This window comes from Leptospira selangorensis, from assembly GCF_004769405.1.
Lineage (GTDB): Bacteria > Spirochaetota > Leptospiria > Leptospirales > Leptospiraceae > Leptospira_B > Leptospira_B selangorensis.
Window position 1 is genome coordinate 263,846 of sequence record NZ_RQES01000019.1, and the last position, 15,677, is coordinate 279,522.

Genomic DNA, 15,677 nt, shown 5'->3' on the forward strand with positions numbered 1-15,677 from the left:
AATGAAAGTTCTGACTAAAATTTCAGAAATCAAGGACTTAATCTCGGATCGAAATCCAGAAATTTTCAGTCTTCCTCTTGAGTTTTCGGAGAAGGTGGATATAGATCCTTCTTATTCTTATACAATCCAAAATGAATTCCAGGTAGAAGGTAAGGCCACCTTTGAAAATAAGGAATCCGTAATTAAAGTAAGTCCGTCTCAGAATGGAAGATCAGGATTTAGCTGGAACGGAATTCGATACGATCTGGATAGCCAGAATTGTATTAAAGGAAATCATAATATACAATTGGGAGAAGTTAAGGTAATAGAACATCCTCTCGCCTGGATGTTGGCTTTTGGCGTGTATGCCGATTTTACTTTGAGCGAATCCAGTTTTCCCACTTTCGATTTTTGCGATCGTGTTTATATGGACCCATCTAAAGGAAATCTGAAAAGATTGGAGAAAAGAAAGAAAATCTCGGTATCTTCTCCATTTGCTTTAGTTTGGGAGAAGGGTTATTGTGTTTTGGAGCCGGCGGCCCAGGAGTCAGAAGGCCTTTTGATAGATCATCAAGTGGAATACCCTGGAACCACAGTAGGAAAATCCAGGATCGTGACAGAACTCACAGCGGAGAATTTTTCTTATTTTGGAGATGCAAGAACCACCGCATTCCGTAACAAAAAGGACGCAGAAAATTTTTATCAGATAGGACTTGCCGGCGGATTAAAAGATTACCCCTTTACCTTGGAAAACGTATTACTTTTAGATGAAGATAAAATTTATAATATTCGGGGAAAATTTAAGGATCCAAGATCGGATTATAATTACGAATTCATATGTCACGAGCTAATCGATATCATCTCTTGGTTACGTTTTGTAGAAGAAAAATATGAAGGGAAATTTTTCGGAAAGATGACAACCTTCCTTTTTGATCATCACAAACAGATAGATATTGCTCAATTTTCCTGTGATCCGGAAGAATTAGAAAAATATGGGATCAGGATCGGAAATTAATTTCGGGCAAGTGATTTCCAAAAGCCTAAAACTACTTGTAATAGAAACGGTTCCGTTTTAAAAAATCAAAACAGTCAAAAATTTTCTCAGAAGAGGTTTCCAATGCGGATCGGAATATTACCGCTCTTATTTATCCTAACGATCGCAATAAATTGCGTAGCGTTAAATACTACCGGATTAACGAATCGTTATAAAGGGAGTGAGGCAAAGGATAAAATAAAAGATGCGGCGACTGTCGCAGCTCAATTATACGCGATTTCTACAGGTGATTTTACAGGGACCACATATATAAATAATATCGTTCTTCCTCCTATTTTGGCAGGAATTAAGCCTGGTGAATACTATGCTAAGGACGATGTGAATGCATGTGTGGACGAGATTAAATTATTCGGTGCTCTGGGTCTTGCCCCTACAATAGGCGTTCTATTCGGGCAATGTTCAAACCTACAGCCTGATAATAATGTCTACGGAAATGTAAACTAGATTTACTTTTCATCTTATCTCCTCGGTTCCTAGAGGGGCCGGGGACAAATTTCCCCCAGTAAAAGGCTTTTCAGGGGGTCCGTCTCGCTGGACTTTGTTTTTAGCAATGTCCGATCGCCAACAATTCATCCGCAATTTCTCAATTATCGCCCATATTGACCACGGTAAGTCTACTCTAGCTGACAGACTTTTGGAAATAGGCAGAATCACTGATGATCGGACAAAAAAAGATCAGATCCTGGACTCTATGGATATAGAGAGGGAGAGAGGGATCACGATCAAGGCGAACAACGCCACATTCAATTATACCGCTGCTGACGGTAATACTTATACAATGAACCTGATCGATACTCCCGGCCACGTGGATTTTACGTACGAAGTATCCAGATCCTTAAAAGCCTGCGAAGGTGTGCTTCTTATTGTAGATGCTAGCCAAGGAGTAGAGGCTCAAACCTTGGCGAACCTATATCTTGCAATGGAGCAAGACTTAGCAATCATTCCGGTCATGAATAAAGTGGATCTTCCCGCAGCAGACGTAGAGAAGACCAAACTTCAAATCGAAGATAGTTTAGGTTTGGATGCGGAGAATGCAGTGGCGATTTCCGCAAAAACAGGACTGAATGTCCAAGCTGTTCTGGAAGAAATCACAAAACAAATTCCTGCTCCTAAAGGAGATCCGAAAGCTCCTCTTAAAGCACTTATCTATGATTCTTATTTCGATCCTTATATGGGTGTTGTGATCAAGATCAGAGTATTCAATGGTACCGTAAAAAAAGGGGACCGAATTCTTTTGATGAGTAGCCAAAAGGATTTTACAGTCAACGAAGTTGGTATCAAAGGAATTGGTTTAACTCCTACAGACTCTCTTACAGCAGGAGAAGTGGGATATATTATTGCAGGTATCAAAAAAGTTTCTGATGCAAGAACCGGGGATACGGTTACATTATTCTCTAATCCGAGTGCAGAAGCAGTTCCTGGTTATAAAGACGCAAAACCTATGGTGTTTGCCGGATTATTTCCTATTATGGGAGAACAATTCGAAGAACTAGTGGATGCGATCGAAAAAATGAAACTGAACGATGCAGCTCTCGTATATGAAAAAGAAAGTTCTGCTGCGTTAGGATTCGGATTCAGGGTAGGGTATCTAGGACTTCTCCATATGGAGATCGTACAGGAAAGATTAGAAAGAGAATTCAATCTTGACCTGATCACAACCGCACCCTCCGTAAAATATACGATCCGAATGAAAAACGGAGAAGTATTCGATATAGATAACCCTTCTAAGTTTCCGGATCCTGTTTTTATAGAAGCTACGGAAGAACCTTATGTAAAAGCTTCCATCATCACTCCGAATGAATACGTAGGAAATATCATGTCCTTGGCGATTGATAAAAGGGGAGTTCAGTTGGATACAGTGTATCTTTCTCAAGATAAGGTGCAGTTGACTTATGAGATCCCTCTCGCCGAGCTAATTTTCGAATTTTATGATAAACTAAAATCTCTAACCAGAGGATACGCTTCTTTGGATTATGAGCCTTGCGGATATAAGGCATCCAGACTTGTTAAAATGGACATTCTGGTAAACGGAGAATCTGTGGATGCTCTTTCTATGATTGTTCATTCTTCCAAAGCGGAATCTCGTGGAAGAGAGATCATAGAAAAATTGAAAGAGATCATTCCACGCCACCAATTTATGATCCCGATCCAAGCTGCAGTGGGGGGAAAAATCCTCGCCAGAGAAAGTATTTCTGCTCTTCGTAAAAACGTAACAGCTAAATGTTACGGCGGAGATATCACACGTAAGAAAAAACTTTTAGAGAAGCAGAAAGAAGGGAAGAAGAGGATGAAACAGATCGGAAACGTGGAAATCCCTCAAGAAGCTTTCCTTGCAGTCTTAAAGACCGGGGATTAATTTTTATGGAGGATCCTAGGATTCTCCCATTCCAAATACCCATCCAATATTTCGGAAAGATGGGAAATTCAGATCTTTATATCAAACGAGAGGATCGGATCTTCTTTTCCCAAGGAACTAAGATCCGAAAACTCTGGGGGATTTATAATTCTTTAGTCGAGAAGGTCGGAAGAGAAAATATCCGAAAAATCGTTCTGCAAGGGAATTTGCATTCTAACGCTGTGCTGGCCGGTTGCCTATTCTTTCAATGGGCTAAAATACCTACAAAAGTTTTCGGATATTCCAGAGATATAAATCTAAAAAGCCCTGCTTCTATTTTAGTCAGACGATTCTCCGAATCTGAAATTTTGGAAACCAGAGTAAATTGGCTTAAAAAAAGAGAAAGTATCTCGGGGACCTTAAAACCGGTAATGTTATTAAACAATCCTGAAATTTCCTTTGATGAATATGTTTTATTTGAATCTACTAAAGAGAAGGGAACTTTTTATCTTCCGGAATATCTTTTTTGTTCTGAATCTTTTTTCGGCTTGGATTTGCTTTGGAAGGAAACTTCTTATTCAGAATTCGATTCTATTTTTTTAGATTTAGGCACTGGGCTTACCTGGTTATCCGCATTAAAACATTCTTCTATTTTGCCTCCCGTATATGGATTAAGTTTGGGTTTAAAATTACCAAAGTTAAGATCCTGGTTGGAAGAAAGGATCCAGAACTTATCTTTTCCATTTGAGCTTTCCTGGAAGAATATTTTCGATGCAAGGGAGATTGATCCGAAAAATTCCTATAAGTTCGGAGAGATGGACCGGTTCTGGGAAGAATTAAGTAAAAACTATTTTAAAAGATCGGGAATTTATTTCGAACCCGTATATTCTGCGAAGTCTATTCGGATCTTGGAGGAATTGATCCAAAAAGAAATTTTGAAAGGAAAGATCCTGTATATACACCAAGGAGGAAATCTCCAATCTTTTACGGGGATATAAGGTGTTCCTATTCTCTGATATTTTATTTTGGCCTTAAGACTTGCTCGAAAAAAGGCTTTATTAAATTTTTCTCCCTTTTAGTTTTCCCGAAACTACTTTAACTATATTGGCTTTGTTTATGAAATACAGACTTTTAACCCTATCGATCTTTTCTTTCTACTTTATAAGTTCCGGTTTGTTATCTAATCCGGTAACAGAAGACAAATTTGCCGAAGAATTAAAATTCATCGATGTCTCTATAAAAGAGGCGAATCGATTGAGCTTTGATCCCAAAAAATTTGATGAAAGATTGGGGTATATCAAGGCCTCTCAAAAAATATTAGCTTCTTTAGAACCTCCTAAGTTTTTACTGCCCGCAGAACAATCTTACAAGATCTTAGATTCAATACCTAGTACTTATATAAAATCGAATGAACCGGATGAAACACCTTTCGGGACCCAATGGGCAGATATCCCTTTTTCTAAGGAAGATTTTTCTAATATATTCAAGATGGTGCTGGAAAAGAATAAACCTGAGAATTATAGAAATGTCACTTTGTTAGCTGTGAATGGTCTATTTGCTTCTTACGATCCGGATTCAAAGATTTTTTCAGATCAAATGCAGCAGTCGGCTTTCGGTGTCGGCGTTAAATTAGGTTCCGATTCCTTAGGAAGGATATTTATAGAAAAGATCGATGAAAATTCTCCTAGCGAAAAAGCAGGATTAACAATCGATGATCAAATTTTAAGCGTAAACGAGATCCGAGTAACTGGTAAAAACCCTGAATTTGTTGAAAGTCTTTTGGAAGGAAAAGAGAAAACAAAATTAAAACTCAGCTTTATAAGATCTGGGTTGAATTCAGAAAAAACGATTACTATTAGTACGGAACCAGAGCCTGTTCTCTCGCAAAATTTACAGAGTAAGGTATTCGGAAAAAAATCCCAAATCGCATATATACGAATTTTATCTTTTAATAATGTTTCGGAAGATAAAAGACCATTGGACGCGCTTGTTACAGAAGAATTCAAAAAGATAATAGAGGAATCCAAGGTTAAGGGAAATAAAATCCAAGGTATTGTTCTCGATTTACGACAAAATCAGGGTGGGTTTCTAAATTTATGTATTTCGGTCGCTGATCTTTTTTTGAAATCCGGGATCGTAACGGATAGAAGGGAAAAAAACCGTAGTCCCGACACTGTTTATGCTAGTCCGAGTCAGATTACCGATATTCCCTTATTTGTACTCATTAATTATAGGACAGCTGTAGGTGCGGAGTTGGTAGCGGGTGCGTTACGTGCCAATTATCGAGCGGTACTAATCGGAGAACCTAGTTATGGTTCCGCAGCAATCCATAAGTTAAGTATGCATCCAGCGAATGCGATGAATGAAAAATATTATTTAAAAGTTTGGGCTGGGCAGTTCTCGTTGCCAACTGGAGAGTCGCTTGAAGGGCGTGGCATCCAGCCGGATATCCTGGTTTCGGAAGCAGAGAATGGGAAATTTCCTTTTCGTAAAAGAAAAAAGGGAAATGTTTTAAATCCTGGAGCTGATCTGAGTCCTATCACATTTCGATTGTTAAACTCGTATTCGAAAGAAATGTTATTAAAAGCGGAGAATATTTCAAAATCCGTTTCTTCAGGAAAAAATCATTCCGAGATCCTTTTGAACAAAATGATTGCTGCTGTTGAATATTTATTGCTCGAGACGGAAGCTAAGTGATCTCTTAATTCGTTTTCAAAACAAAAAAGGCCCTCTTTCGAAGGCCTTTGCTCAATCAGTAAATCTTGATTCTTAAGAAAGGATAAATTCTTTGTTAAGAACTCGGATGAAATCCCGTTTGATATCTTTAGGACAAGCTGCTTCGCACTCGTACTGGTTTGTACAATTTCCGAAACCTTCTTTGTCCATTGCGTTTACCATGTTTTTCACACGTTCTTTTTTCTCCACTTGCCCCTGAGGGAGTAATGCAAGATGGGAAACTTTCGCAGAAACGAATAACATAGCGGAAGCATTTTTACAAGAAGCTACACAAGCACCACAACCGATACAGGTTGCCGCGTCCATTGCAACGTCGGCATCCTTTTTAGGAATAGGTAATGCGTTTGCGTCAGGAGCTCCTCCGGTATTGATACTTACGAATCCTCCTGATTGGATGATCCTATCAAAACCACTACGATCCACTACCAAGTCTTTTATAACTGGGAATGCTTTCGCTCTCCATGGCTCTAAGTAAATAGTGTCCCCATCTTTAAAACTTCTCATATGAAGTTGGCAGGTGGTCACACCAGGAAGAGGCCCATGAGCCTCTCCATTGATCATAATATTACAAGAACCGCAAATACCTTCTCTACAATCGTGCTCGAACGCAATCGGATCATCTCCTTTTACGATCAGGTCCTCGTTAACTACGTCTATCATTTCTAAGAAAGACATATCGGGAGAAATTCCTTTGGCATCGTAGTTTACGATTTTGCCTTTCTCTTTTGCGTTTTTCTGTCTCCAGACTTTTAGTTTGAGGTCCATTATTTGTAGCTCCTCGTAGCGAGTTTGATATTCTCGAATTCCAGTTTTTCTCTGTGCTCCGTAGGTTTTGCGCCTACACCTTTCCATTCCCAAGCAGTTGCATGACAGAATTTATCGTCGTCACGTTTTGCTTCTCCGTCATCCATCTGGTGTTCAGTACGGAAATGGCCTCCACAAGATTCTTCTCTTGTAAGAGCATCTAAGCAGAGAAGTTCTCCGAACTCTAAGAAGTCCGCAACTCTTCCTGCTTTTTCCAAGGATTGATTTAGATCAGAACCTGAACCTGGGACGTTTACATTTTTCCAGAATTCTTCTCTGATCTCAGGAATTTTCACGAGAGCTTCTTTTAGGCTCTTGTCTGTCCTTGCCATTCCGCAATTATTCCACATGATCTTTCCGAGTTCTTTATGGAAAGAATCAACAGTTCTCTTTCCTTTAATGTTTAGGAATTTATTGAGTTGAGTGTTTGCGTCAGTTTCTGCCTTTTTGAATTCGGCATGATCTGTAGAAGGAGTTTTTCCGAATCCTACTTCTGCCAGATAATTTCCGATAGTGTAAGGAAGAACGAAATATCCATCAGCAAGACCTTGCATCAGTGCAGAAGCTCCCAATCTGTTTGCTCCGTGGTCAGAGAAGTTTGCTTCGCCAATCACGAATAAGCCTGGAAGATTACTCATTAGGTTATAATCTACCCAGAGTCCGCCCATTGTATAGTGAACTGCAGGGTAAATTCTCATTGGAACTTTATAAGGATTTTCTCCAGTGATCTGCTCATACATCTGGAAGAGGTTACCGTATCTTTCCGCGATTGTATGTTCTCCCAAACGATTGATTGCTGAGGAGAAGTCTAGATACACACCTTGGCCGCCTGGTCCTACACCGAATCCTGCATCACAAACTTCTTTCGCAGAACGGGATGCGATATCGCGAGGACAAAGGTTTCCGTAACTTGGATACTTTCTTTCTAAGTAATAATCTCTTTCGCTCTCAGGGATATCCGCAGGGTTACGAGTATCCCCTTGTTTTTTAGGAACCCAGATACGTCCGTCGTTTCTAAGAGACTCAGACATCAAAGTTAATTTGGACTGATGGTCGCCGGAAACCGGGATACAAGTAGGGTGGATCTGAGTGTAACAAGGGTTCGCGAAGAAGGCGCCTTTTTTGTAAGCTCTAAATGTAGCCGTTACGTTGGACCCTTTTGCGTTTGTAGAAAGGTAGAATACGTTACCATATCCACCGGATGCAAGAACTACCGCGTCTGCAGAATGAACTGTTACTTGGCCGGTTACTAAATCGCGGATCACAACACCTTTTGCATGGCCATCGATTACAACCACATCCAACATCTCAGTTCTAGGATACATCTTCACATTTCCTAAACCGATCTGTCTGGAAAGTGCGGAATAAGCTCCTAATAGAAGCTGTTGTCCAGTTTGACCTTTCGCATAGAAAGTACGGGAAACTTGGGCTCCACCAAAGGATCTATTATCCAAATGTCCGCCATATTCTCTCGCGAATGGAACACCTTGAGCCACACATTGGTCAATAATGTTCGTAGAAACTTGAGCTAAACGATATACGTTAGCTTCTCTCGCTCTAAAGTCCCCACCTTTGATGGTGTCATAAAACAAACGATAAACTGAGTCACCGTCGTTTTGGTAGTTCTTCGCTGCGTTGATACCACCTTGAGCAGCGATAGAGTGAGCTCTACGTGGGCTGTCTTGGAAGCAGAATGTTTTAACATTATATCCTAATTCCGCTAGTGTAGCAGAAGCGGAACCACCTGCGAGTCCAGTTCCGATTACGATAACTGTATATTTTCTTTTGTTAGCCGGGTTAACTAATTTGATATGGGATTTATAATCGTCCCATTTTTTTTCCAAGGGACCCGATGGGATTTTGGAATCTAAACTCATTATTGCGCTCCTGGAACTTTCACGAAGTTGAGAAGAATGGCAACCGGCATGGAAACATTGCCGATGAAGATGGTCAAGGCGTAGAGGATTGCAAATGCGTTCGTCTTAGGCGCCCAGAAAGTAGTATTAAATCCTAAAGATTGGAAAACACTCGTAACTCCATGACGAAGGTGAAACGCAAGCAAGGTCATCGCTACGATGTAGGAAATAGAAACGTAAACATTCTTAAATCCTAAGATCACCATAGAGTAAACATCATGTCTTTGTTTATCTCCAATGGTTTCTTGGAGAGCGAAGTTTTCAGGCTGGATCTTACCAATAGTAAAATGAAGCAAATGGTATATTACGAAAGCTAATAATACGGAACCTGTCAAAGCCATATAGCGGGAAGACAAAGTAGCCTGGATCGTACTTTCTTTTACATAACCGACCGGTCTTGCCTTCTTGTTTTCAAGAGACAATTTGAGGGCGTAGTAAACGTGTAATACGAACGCTACTAAAAGAATTCCGCGGGCTAACCATAAGAGTCCGCCTAAATTGTGTAGGAACTCAGCGTAAGTGTTAATCTTATCCGGTTCTTGGAAGATCTGGAGGTTCCCCAGCATGTGTACAAACACAAAGCCGAAGAGAATGATTCCGGTAATCGCAACGATAGTCTTTCTACCGATGGACGACCTTAGATATCCAGCTTGAAAATCCATTCAAAATCTCCTGTGAGGATCATGGGAAGAAGTCATCGATTTGTTTGAAGAAGGGAGCAAAAACGAAAGATCGAATTTAGAATCCCTCTACAAAGTAGGATAAAAAATCAGGTCCAGACGAAAAGCACTTTTAAACTAAAAGACAAAAAATGGACATTTGCTGGGGAATATTTAGACTTGGTCTCATTTAGTCCGATAGTGCGACGCGAAAATTCAAAAAACGGCAAATGATTTCTACAGATCCATTTCAGACTTTGTATAGAGAGCCCCTTCACGAGGGAAAAAAGGAAAAATTCTCCGTAGGAAAAAAGGGAGAAGGATCCGGCTATTTTCTATTTCGAGAAATCAGGCTTTCCCGAATCGCGTTCGGTGGATACAGGATCGGACTGGAAGATCAGGAACATAAGGAAGCTCTTCAATTCGCTCTACATTCCGGAGTGAACGTTATCGATGTTTCTGCCAATTATGGAGATGGGGAAGCGGAAAGTTTAGTCGGCAAGGTACTGGATGAAAATTTCAAAAAAAGACAACTGCACCGAAAGGAAATTTTTTTAGTCACCAAAGCAGGATATATCCAAGGACGGAATATGAAGTTGGTCGAGTCCAAAGAAAAGGAGAAGGACCAATTTCCAGAAATCACATATTACCAACCCGGCTGCTATCATTGTATCTCTCCTGAATTTTTAGAAGACCAATTGGAAAGGTCCAGAAAACGCCTAGGACTTTCTACGATTGACGCGTTCTTATTACATAATCCTGAATATTTCCTAAGTTATTCCGAAAAGAATGGAGTTCCAAAAGAAGAAGCCCAAGCGGAATACTACCGCAGGATCAAAGATGCATTTCAATTCTTAGAGAAGGCAAGGAAAGATGGAAAAATCCAGTTTTATGGAATTTCCAGTAATACATTTCCTTTGCCTGAAGAGGAATATACTCATACTTCTTTGTCGAAGTGCCTACAAATCGCAGAGAAAATTGCAGGAAAAGAAAACGGATTCGCAGTCGTTCAGTTCCCTGCGAATTGGTATGAAGACGGATTCCTTCGAAATCGGTCCCAAGGTAAGACTCTTCTTGAAATCTGTAGTAACTTCGACCTTCTTCCCCTGATTAACCGGCCACTCAATTCCTTCCAAGCTGGAAAGGGAATGGTCCGACTTTCTTACACTCCTCAGAGCCAGGCCCCGGAGCAGTCGAAGATACTACAGATCCTAGAACTCGAATCCTCACTCCTGGAACCTCTGTCTCCCGATCCGAATCGGAATTCACTTTCGAAACTTTGGCAAACATACGGGGAGAAGGTCCGCTCCGAAGAACAATTCCAGGTCCTTCTACAAAAATCCTGGATCCCAAGTTTGCGAGGGATCATCGACGAAGTATATTCAGAAAAAGGTAAAGAATCCGCTGAAGAATACTTGCGAGTTTTGAACACTGCACTTCCATTATTGGAAGAACAAATACGGATCCGCTCTTCTGAAAATTTATCCGGACTATATGAAAGCCTGGTCTTCAGATACCATCCAAATGGAGACGCTCCGGAAAGTTTATCTTCTCTCATGGTATTCCATTTAGCTTCTCTTCTGGAAAAAGGGGTAGTCCTTCTCGGAATGAGAAAAAGAAAGTATGTCCGAGACATTCTTCCAATTTTCAAAAAACAACTGCCTGAAATTCAAAGATCAGGATGGGGAGAAAATGGAATTCGATCCTGAAATACTTTCCATATTAGAAAAAGTGAAACAAGGAGACGCAGACGCGAGCTTCGACTACGCATGGGAAGAAGGAAGAAAGTTATACCTGAAAGGAAGATACTTCGAATTACATGAAGTATTTGAATTTCAATGGAAAAAGGAGGCAGGTGGAAGAAGGTTTTTACTACACGGATGGATCCAACTTGCTATTTCCTTGAATAAGGTTTTTGTAAAACCGAATATACGCGGATCTAAAATGCAAGCGGAGAAGTCCAGGGAGAAGTTCCTAAAACTTGCTGAAACAGGAGAACTCTCTCCTTTAGGAGCGGAGGAAAACACGCTTATCATCCAATATTTAAATAAACTTTTAAGTAATTTTGAAAGTGAAGAAAGTTGGGACCTCGAACGAATTAAAGAACTTTCTCTACCTGAAATGTCGGAAAACGTTAAGGAATTGTTTTCAAGTTCCGTTTTCCCAGCATCGTGACCCTATGGAAGTTTCGGATCCTCAAAACAAAAACCAAGAAAACGGATTTTTCGAATCCGGCGGATATAAACTCCATTATACAAAAAGAGATAATGGAAAGGGTAGAGCTTTACTTCTACTTCATGGATTTATGGATTCTTCCCAAACCTTTTTGTTCCAGGAAGAATATTTATCCAAACATTTCGATCTTTATCGTTTCGATTATAGGGGACATGGGGATTCAGAATGGTTAAGAGAAGGTTTCTACCATTTTATGCTCCCTTTGGTGGATACAAAAACATTCATCCAAAAATTTCTTCCTGAAAAATTTCATATACTTGGACATTCAATGGGAGGAGGGCTTGGTTCTAGGATTGCAGGTCTCTATCCGGAAAGAGTCGAAAGCCTAGTATCATTGGAAGGATTTAGTTCTCTCCAAGATCCTGAAAAGGAAAGAAGAAGATTCCTTGGCTGGTTGGAAAATTGGGAACTAAGTCTCGCAGGAAAAGATAGAAAACGTCAAAAAAATTTCAAGTCAGTAGAAGATGCAGCTGCAAGACTCGCACCCATATATCCAAGACTTCCTAAAGAAAGACTTTTAAAGATCACCGAAACATTAACGAGACCTGCAGAAGAAGGCGGTTATATGTGGAAGAGCGATCCTTCTTATAAAAACGGGCCTCCCGTATTTTTAAGTCCTCAATTTACCAGACATCTTTGGGAAACTATCTCTTGTAATGTTCTCGTCGTTTACGGACAAAAAACTCATCTTGCACTCGATGATAGCAAAGAAGTATTCTCTCATATTAGAAATTTAAAATATATTGAAATAGAAGATGCAGGTCATAATATGCATCATGATCGTCCGGATATTCTCGAAAACATACTCGAGGAATTCTACGTAACAAATTTAAAGTAAACGAATTTTAAATATATTACGGTGTCGGATAACGTATTTTTTACTCACACATGTTTAGTACGAAAATTTCTGAGACATAAAAAATTTTACTGAGTTTTTACAAAAAACACTTGTACTTTTATAGTACCGGAATAGTTTTCCTCCAACGTTTTGTAGTTAGGGGCGAACATGGTAAGCAGCAAATTTAAAGAGCAAATGGAAAGATACGTAAACTACCGAGGGATAGACATCATTCTTCATTTAAAAGACGGATCTATCATCGAATTGGATAAAAACAGAAGACTTGTAGGCGAAGAGATCGTGTATTTCCCGCAAAAAGCGAATCCTAGTAAAATTTCTCTCACCATGATCCAAAAAGCGGATCTATTCGTCGCCTAACCAAAGAGACGAATCCCTTTAATATGACCAAAACGACACCGGGTTTCCACCCGGTGTTTGTTTAATAAGACCTTAAGCTAAGGTCTGGATCAATTCTTCGATCTCCTTGATCTTATCGAAATCCTTTTCGGTATAATTCAAGAATACATCATATTCCGCATCGGAAACACGATCACACTTGATCACCTTCATAGGTATATCGATGGAACCGGAAACACTTATCGTTCCTACTTGCAGAGCCAGGTTTGTCCCAGGCTCCAAAGGGATTTCCGTTCTATGTACGATTCCTACGAGCACATTTTCTGCAATCCTCAGTTTAGAACTTTCTAAAACCTGAAAGCCTACATTGAGAGTGGAGGGGATTCTATTGTATTTCATGGCGGTTTTCCTCCTAATTTTTGGAAAGAGAATAGATTAAGTCGCTTACGTTCCGATTAAGATCGTTTTACGATCCTGAAAAAATCGATGCACGGGGCGCTTTACCTATTTAAAGCAAATTCTATACCAGTAATCCTATATTCAGCCCCGGACAAAGAGAAAATCGTGCATTGCACTAAAATATTAAGTCACTTTCTAATATAACGAACAAGAGCTGAGATTTAGCGGAGAAGTAGCTGGATCTGCAGTTGATTGGACCTTCTAATCTTGGTATTTAGTCGTAGTTACTACATGGCAGATTTTTGTGAGGATTCATAACATTCTTCTTTATTGCTAATTTATTAAGCGAATTGGAAATTTTTTATTCCGGAATCACTTTTCCTCCCTTTTCTTCTTTATCTTCTTGCTCTTTTCCTGTCATACTTTGTAATACAGGGGTCTGAGATGAGAAAAGTGGTCTCGGTTAGTTTAGATGAGGAATTGGAATCTATGTTACTCAAAAGCGCACGTAGTCAAAAAGTTTCCAAAAGTGAAGTGGTCCAAAAGGCACTGAAACAATACTTCTTCTTAACCGAAGCAAAACGGTTTCGTAAGAACCTAAAAAAATACGCTGAAAAAGCGGGATATCTCAGCGAGGAAGATATCTATAATGATATCTCTTGAAAATCGTTCTAGATACGAACGTACTTCTTTCTAGTTATTTATTCCAAGGTTATACTGCAGAAGTGTTCGACCATGTTTGGTTGAATCACGAGATTATATTGTCCGAATGGATCCTTGCAGAATTCAGAGAAGTATGCTCTCGCAAATTTAAGATCAAAGAAATCGAAATCCAGGAAGTTTTAAATCATCTTAGGGGAGGGACAAAGGTTTATCAGCCGCATGGTCTTCCTCCGAATATTTGTTCTGATCCGGACGATGATAATATTCTGCATATTGCCGAATTTTCTAAGGCAGATTGGATCTTAAGCGGGGATTCCGATCTTCTGAAATTAAAACATTTTCAGAAAATCGAAATCATTTCTCCAAGACAATACAAACTGAAGTTTTTGGTCTGAATGAAACTTTAGTAAAGAATTCTGGTCTTGATCGACCCAGGGTGTCTTTCTATTCTTTCTTTCAATTCATCACCCACGCTCATATTGATTACCATAGAAAGATAACCAATTTCCGCGCTGGTTCCTAAATGTTGAGAGCTGATATTTGCTCCAATTTCGGAAACCATACTGTTAATATCCTTCAAGAACCCAGGTTGGTTTTTGTGAACATTCAGAATTCTATACATTCCCTGTGGGATTGGATTCAATTCTATATTCGGGAAGTTCACAGCAAAAGTAGTGGAACCGTTGTTTACAAACTTCAAAAGTTTAGAAGCAACTTCCGTCCCGATATTTTTCTGAGCCTCTTCGGTGGAACCGCCAATATGAGGGGTCAATATTACGTTTTGCAAATTTTGCAAAGGAGTGATGAATGGATCACTATTGGATTCAGGTTCTTGTGGAAATACATCCACACCTGCACCTGCGATATGGCCGGACTTAATTGCCTCGGCAAGTGCTTCTAAATCCACAACCTTTCCTCTGGAAAGATTGATGATATAAGCTCCTTTTTTTGTGGCCTTGATTTCTTTAGCAGCATAAAGATTTGTTGTTTCGGGAAGTTCAGGCACATGAAAGGTAACAAAATCGGAAACAGAAAGTAATTCTTCGTAAGAATTGATAGGTGTCGCATTTCCTAAAGGAAGAACTGTCTGCGTATCATAATAGACCACTTTTAGACCCATTGCTTCCGCAAGCACGGAAACCTGGCTTCCGATATGCCCATAACCTACGATCCCAAGAGTTTTTCCTCGGACCTCAAAACAGTTCTTAGAGATTTTATTCCAGATCCCAGCGTGAGTATTTCGGATATGGTCAGGTACTCTTCTTGCTAACATTACAACTTCTGCAATTACAAGTTCAGCAACCGAACGGGTATTTGAATAAGGTGCGTTGAATACCGGGATCCCTTTTTTCTCCGCTTCCGCTAAATCCACTTGGTTTGTCCCAATACAGAAACAACCCACGGTCATAAGTCGTTTTGCCTTGGCTAAAACTGGTGCGGTTAGATTGGTTTTACTTCGGATCCCCAGAACATGAATGTTCTCGATTTCTTTCGAAAGTTCGTCTTCGCCCAATGCTTGGGGGAGAAGGCGGACATTAAAACCGTCTTTTTGAAAGAGTTGGAATGCGTCTTGGTGTACATTCTCTAAGAGGAGGACGTTTATCTTTTCTTTCGGGTAGGAAATCATAGTTCTATTACCATGGAACGTATCCTTGGCTTCTCTGAAAACGGATTTTTTACTTCACCTTTGAGAGATGGTGAG

The 15,677-nt window shown here is 39.9% G+C and carries 16 protein-coding genes; 11 read left to right on the top strand and 5 right to left on the bottom strand.

Annotation, left to right across the window (positions count from 1 at the left end; genetic code table 11):
- The first annotated feature begins 1 nt into the window (after position 1).
- From EHO58_RS16300 to EHO58_RS16320, 5 genes are all read left to right on the top strand, one after another.
- A complete protein-coding gene (locus tag EHO58_RS16300) occupies positions 2–994 on the top strand; it encodes a UDP-3-O-acyl-N-acetylglucosamine deacetylase (RefSeq protein ID WP_135680634.1) in 993 nt (330 codons plus the stop codon).
- Positions 995–1,096: 102 nt separating this feature from the next.
- The gene (locus EHO58_RS16305) at positions 1,097–1,477 is read left to right on the top strand and encodes a TIGR04452 family lipoprotein (protein WP_135680635.1); all 381 of its coding nucleotides are present in this window, start codon (positions 1,097–1,099) and stop codon (positions 1,475–1,477) included.
- 106 nt (positions 1,478–1,583) lie between these two features.
- Positions 1,584–3,389, top strand: a complete 1,806-nt coding sequence (gene lepA / locus EHO58_RS16310; RefSeq protein ID WP_135627051.1) for a translation elongation factor 4 — start codon at positions 1,584–1,586, stop codon at positions 3,387–3,389.
- 59 nt (positions 3,390–3,448) lie between these two features.
- On the top strand, positions 3,449–4,366 hold the full coding sequence (locus EHO58_RS16315) for a PALP domain-containing protein (protein ID WP_135680636.1): 918 nt from the start codon (positions 3,449–3,451) through the stop codon (positions 4,364–4,366).
- 118 nt (positions 4,367–4,484) lie between these two features.
- Positions 4,485–6,065, top strand: coding sequence for a S41 family peptidase (locus tag EHO58_RS16320; protein ID WP_135680637.1), 1,581 nt, complete (start codon positions 4,485–4,487; stop codon positions 6,063–6,065).
- Between the two features lie 72 nt (positions 6,066–6,137).
- Here the strand turns inward: EHO58_RS16320 and EHO58_RS16325 are convergent, their stop codons facing one another.
- Genes EHO58_RS16325 through EHO58_RS16335 form a run of 3 tightly spaced genes read right to left on the bottom strand, consistent with a single transcriptional unit; the run spans position 6,138 to position 9,486 of the window.
- The gene (locus tag EHO58_RS16325; RefSeq protein ID WP_135627048.1) at positions 6,138–6,869 is read right to left on the bottom strand and encodes a succinate dehydrogenase/fumarate reductase iron-sulfur subunit; all 732 of its coding nucleotides are present in this window, start codon (positions 6,867–6,869) and stop codon (positions 6,138–6,140) included.
- Positions 6,869–8,785 carry a fumarate reductase/succinate dehydrogenase flavoprotein subunit gene (locus EHO58_RS16330; protein WP_135680638.1) on the bottom strand — a complete coding sequence of 639 codons (1,917 nt, stop codon included), beginning with the start codon at positions 8,783–8,785 and terminating at the stop codon, positions 6,869–6,871. Before EHO58_RS16330 ends, EHO58_RS16325 begins: the two co-directional genes overlap by 1 nt.
- Positions 8,785–9,486, bottom strand: coding sequence for a succinate dehydrogenase cytochrome b subunit (locus EHO58_RS16335; protein ID WP_135627046.1), 702 nt, complete (start codon positions 9,484–9,486; stop codon positions 8,785–8,787). The genes EHO58_RS16330 and EHO58_RS16335 overlap by 1 nt, the downstream gene beginning before the upstream one ends.
- Before the next feature lie 227 nt (positions 9,487–9,713).
- On the opposite strand from EHO58_RS16335, the gene EHO58_RS16340 reads away from it, so the two are divergent.
- The 4 genes from EHO58_RS16340 (at position 9,714) to EHO58_RS16355 (ending at position 12,934) form a co-directional block, all read left to right on the top strand.
- On the top strand, positions 9,714–11,192 hold the full coding sequence (locus EHO58_RS16340) for an aldo/keto reductase (RefSeq protein WP_135680639.1): 1,479 nt from the start codon (positions 9,714–9,716) through the stop codon (positions 11,190–11,192).
- Positions 11,176–11,658, top strand: a complete 483-nt coding sequence (locus tag EHO58_RS16345) for a DUF309 domain-containing protein (RefSeq protein WP_135680640.1) — start codon at positions 11,176–11,178, stop codon at positions 11,656–11,658. Before EHO58_RS16340 ends, EHO58_RS16345 begins: the two co-directional genes overlap by 17 nt.
- A 4-nt stretch (positions 11,659–11,662) precedes the next feature.
- On the top strand, positions 11,663–12,556 hold the full coding sequence (locus EHO58_RS16350; RefSeq protein WP_135680641.1) for an alpha/beta fold hydrolase: 894 nt from the start codon (positions 11,663–11,665) through the stop codon (positions 12,554–12,556).
- Positions 12,557–12,724: 168 nt separating this feature from the next.
- Positions 12,725–12,934 (top strand): hypothetical protein, encoded by a 210-nt coding sequence (locus EHO58_RS16355; RefSeq protein WP_008590531.1) that lies wholly within the window; start codon positions 12,725–12,727, stop codon positions 12,932–12,934.
- A 72-nt stretch (positions 12,935–13,006) separates the two neighbouring features.
- On the opposite strand, the gene EHO58_RS16360 is transcribed toward EHO58_RS16355, so the two are convergent.
- A complete protein-coding gene (locus EHO58_RS16360; RefSeq protein WP_167483230.1) occupies positions 13,007–13,312 on the bottom strand; it encodes a PilZ domain-containing protein in 306 nt (101 codons plus the stop codon).
- Positions 13,313–13,756: 444 nt separating this feature from the next.
- Between EHO58_RS16360 and EHO58_RS16365 the strand changes: the two genes are divergently transcribed.
- Both EHO58_RS16365 and EHO58_RS16370 read left to right on the top strand, forming a co-directional pair.
- Complete coding sequence (locus tag EHO58_RS16365; RefSeq protein ID WP_208728840.1) at positions 13,757–13,975, top strand: ribbon-helix-helix domain-containing protein; 219 nt, start codon at positions 13,757–13,759, stop codon at positions 13,973–13,975.
- Positions 13,972–14,370 (top strand): putative toxin-antitoxin system toxin component, PIN family, encoded by a 399-nt coding sequence (locus EHO58_RS16370; protein ID WP_135627042.1) that lies wholly within the window; start codon positions 13,972–13,974, stop codon positions 14,368–14,370. The genes EHO58_RS16365 and EHO58_RS16370 overlap by 4 nt, the downstream gene beginning before the upstream one ends.
- A gap of 8 nt (positions 14,371–14,378) precedes the next feature.
- Here EHO58_RS16370 and serA read toward each other — a convergent pair whose 3' ends face one another.
- Entirely contained in the window at positions 14,379–15,602 is a 1,224-nt protein-coding gene (serA, locus tag EHO58_RS16375; protein WP_135627041.1) for a phosphoglycerate dehydrogenase, read from the bottom strand.
- Positions 15,603–15,677 lie beyond the last annotated feature (75 nt).

Bases quoted from the DNA above. Each gene is read 5' to 3' on its own strand.
- EHO58_RS16300 (WP_135680634.1), top strand. From the start codon at position 2: ATGAAAGTTCTGACTAAAATTTCAGAAATCAAGGACTTAATCTCGGAT.
- EHO58_RS16305 (WP_135680635.1), top strand. From the start codon at position 1,097: ATGCGGATCGGAATATTACCGCTCTTATTTATCCTAACGATCGCAATA.
- lepA (WP_135627051.1), top strand. From the start codon at position 1,584: ATGTCCGATCGCCAACAATTCATCCGCAATTTCTCAATTATCGCCCAT.
- EHO58_RS16315 (WP_135680636.1), top strand. From the start codon at position 3,449: ATGGGAAATTCAGATCTTTATATCAAACGAGAGGATCGGATCTTCTTT.
- EHO58_RS16320 (WP_135680637.1), top strand. From the start codon at position 4,485: ATGAAATACAGACTTTTAACCCTATCGATCTTTTCTTTCTACTTTATA.
- EHO58_RS16325 (WP_135627048.1), bottom strand. From the start codon at position 6,869: ATGGACCTCAAACTAAAAGTCTGGAGACAGAAAAACGCAAAAGAGAAA.
- EHO58_RS16330 (WP_135680638.1), bottom strand. From the start codon at position 8,785: ATGAGTTTAGATTCCAAAATCCCATCGGGTCCCTTGGAAAAAAAATGG.
- EHO58_RS16335 (WP_135627046.1), bottom strand. From the start codon at position 9,486: ATGGATTTTCAAGCTGGATATCTAAGGTCGTCCATCGGTAGAAAGACT.
- EHO58_RS16340 (WP_135680639.1), top strand. From the start codon at position 9,714: ATGATTTCTACAGATCCATTTCAGACTTTGTATAGAGAGCCCCTTCAC.
- EHO58_RS16345 (WP_135680640.1), top strand. From the start codon at position 11,176: ATGGAATTCGATCCTGAAATACTTTCCATATTAGAAAAAGTGAAACAA.
- EHO58_RS16350 (WP_135680641.1), top strand. From the start codon at position 11,663: ATGGAAGTTTCGGATCCTCAAAACAAAAACCAAGAAAACGGATTTTTC.
- EHO58_RS16355 (WP_008590531.1), top strand. From the start codon at position 12,725: ATGGTAAGCAGCAAATTTAAAGAGCAAATGGAAAGATACGTAAACTAC.
- EHO58_RS16360 (WP_167483230.1), bottom strand. From the start codon at position 13,312: ATGAAATACAATAGAATCCCCTCCACTCTCAATGTAGGCTTTCAGGTT.
- EHO58_RS16365 (WP_208728840.1), top strand. From the start codon at position 13,757: ATGAGAAAAGTGGTCTCGGTTAGTTTAGATGAGGAATTGGAATCTATG.
- serA (WP_135627041.1), bottom strand. From the start codon at position 15,602: ATGATTTCCTACCCGAAAGAAAAGATAAACGTCCTCCTCTTAGAGAAT.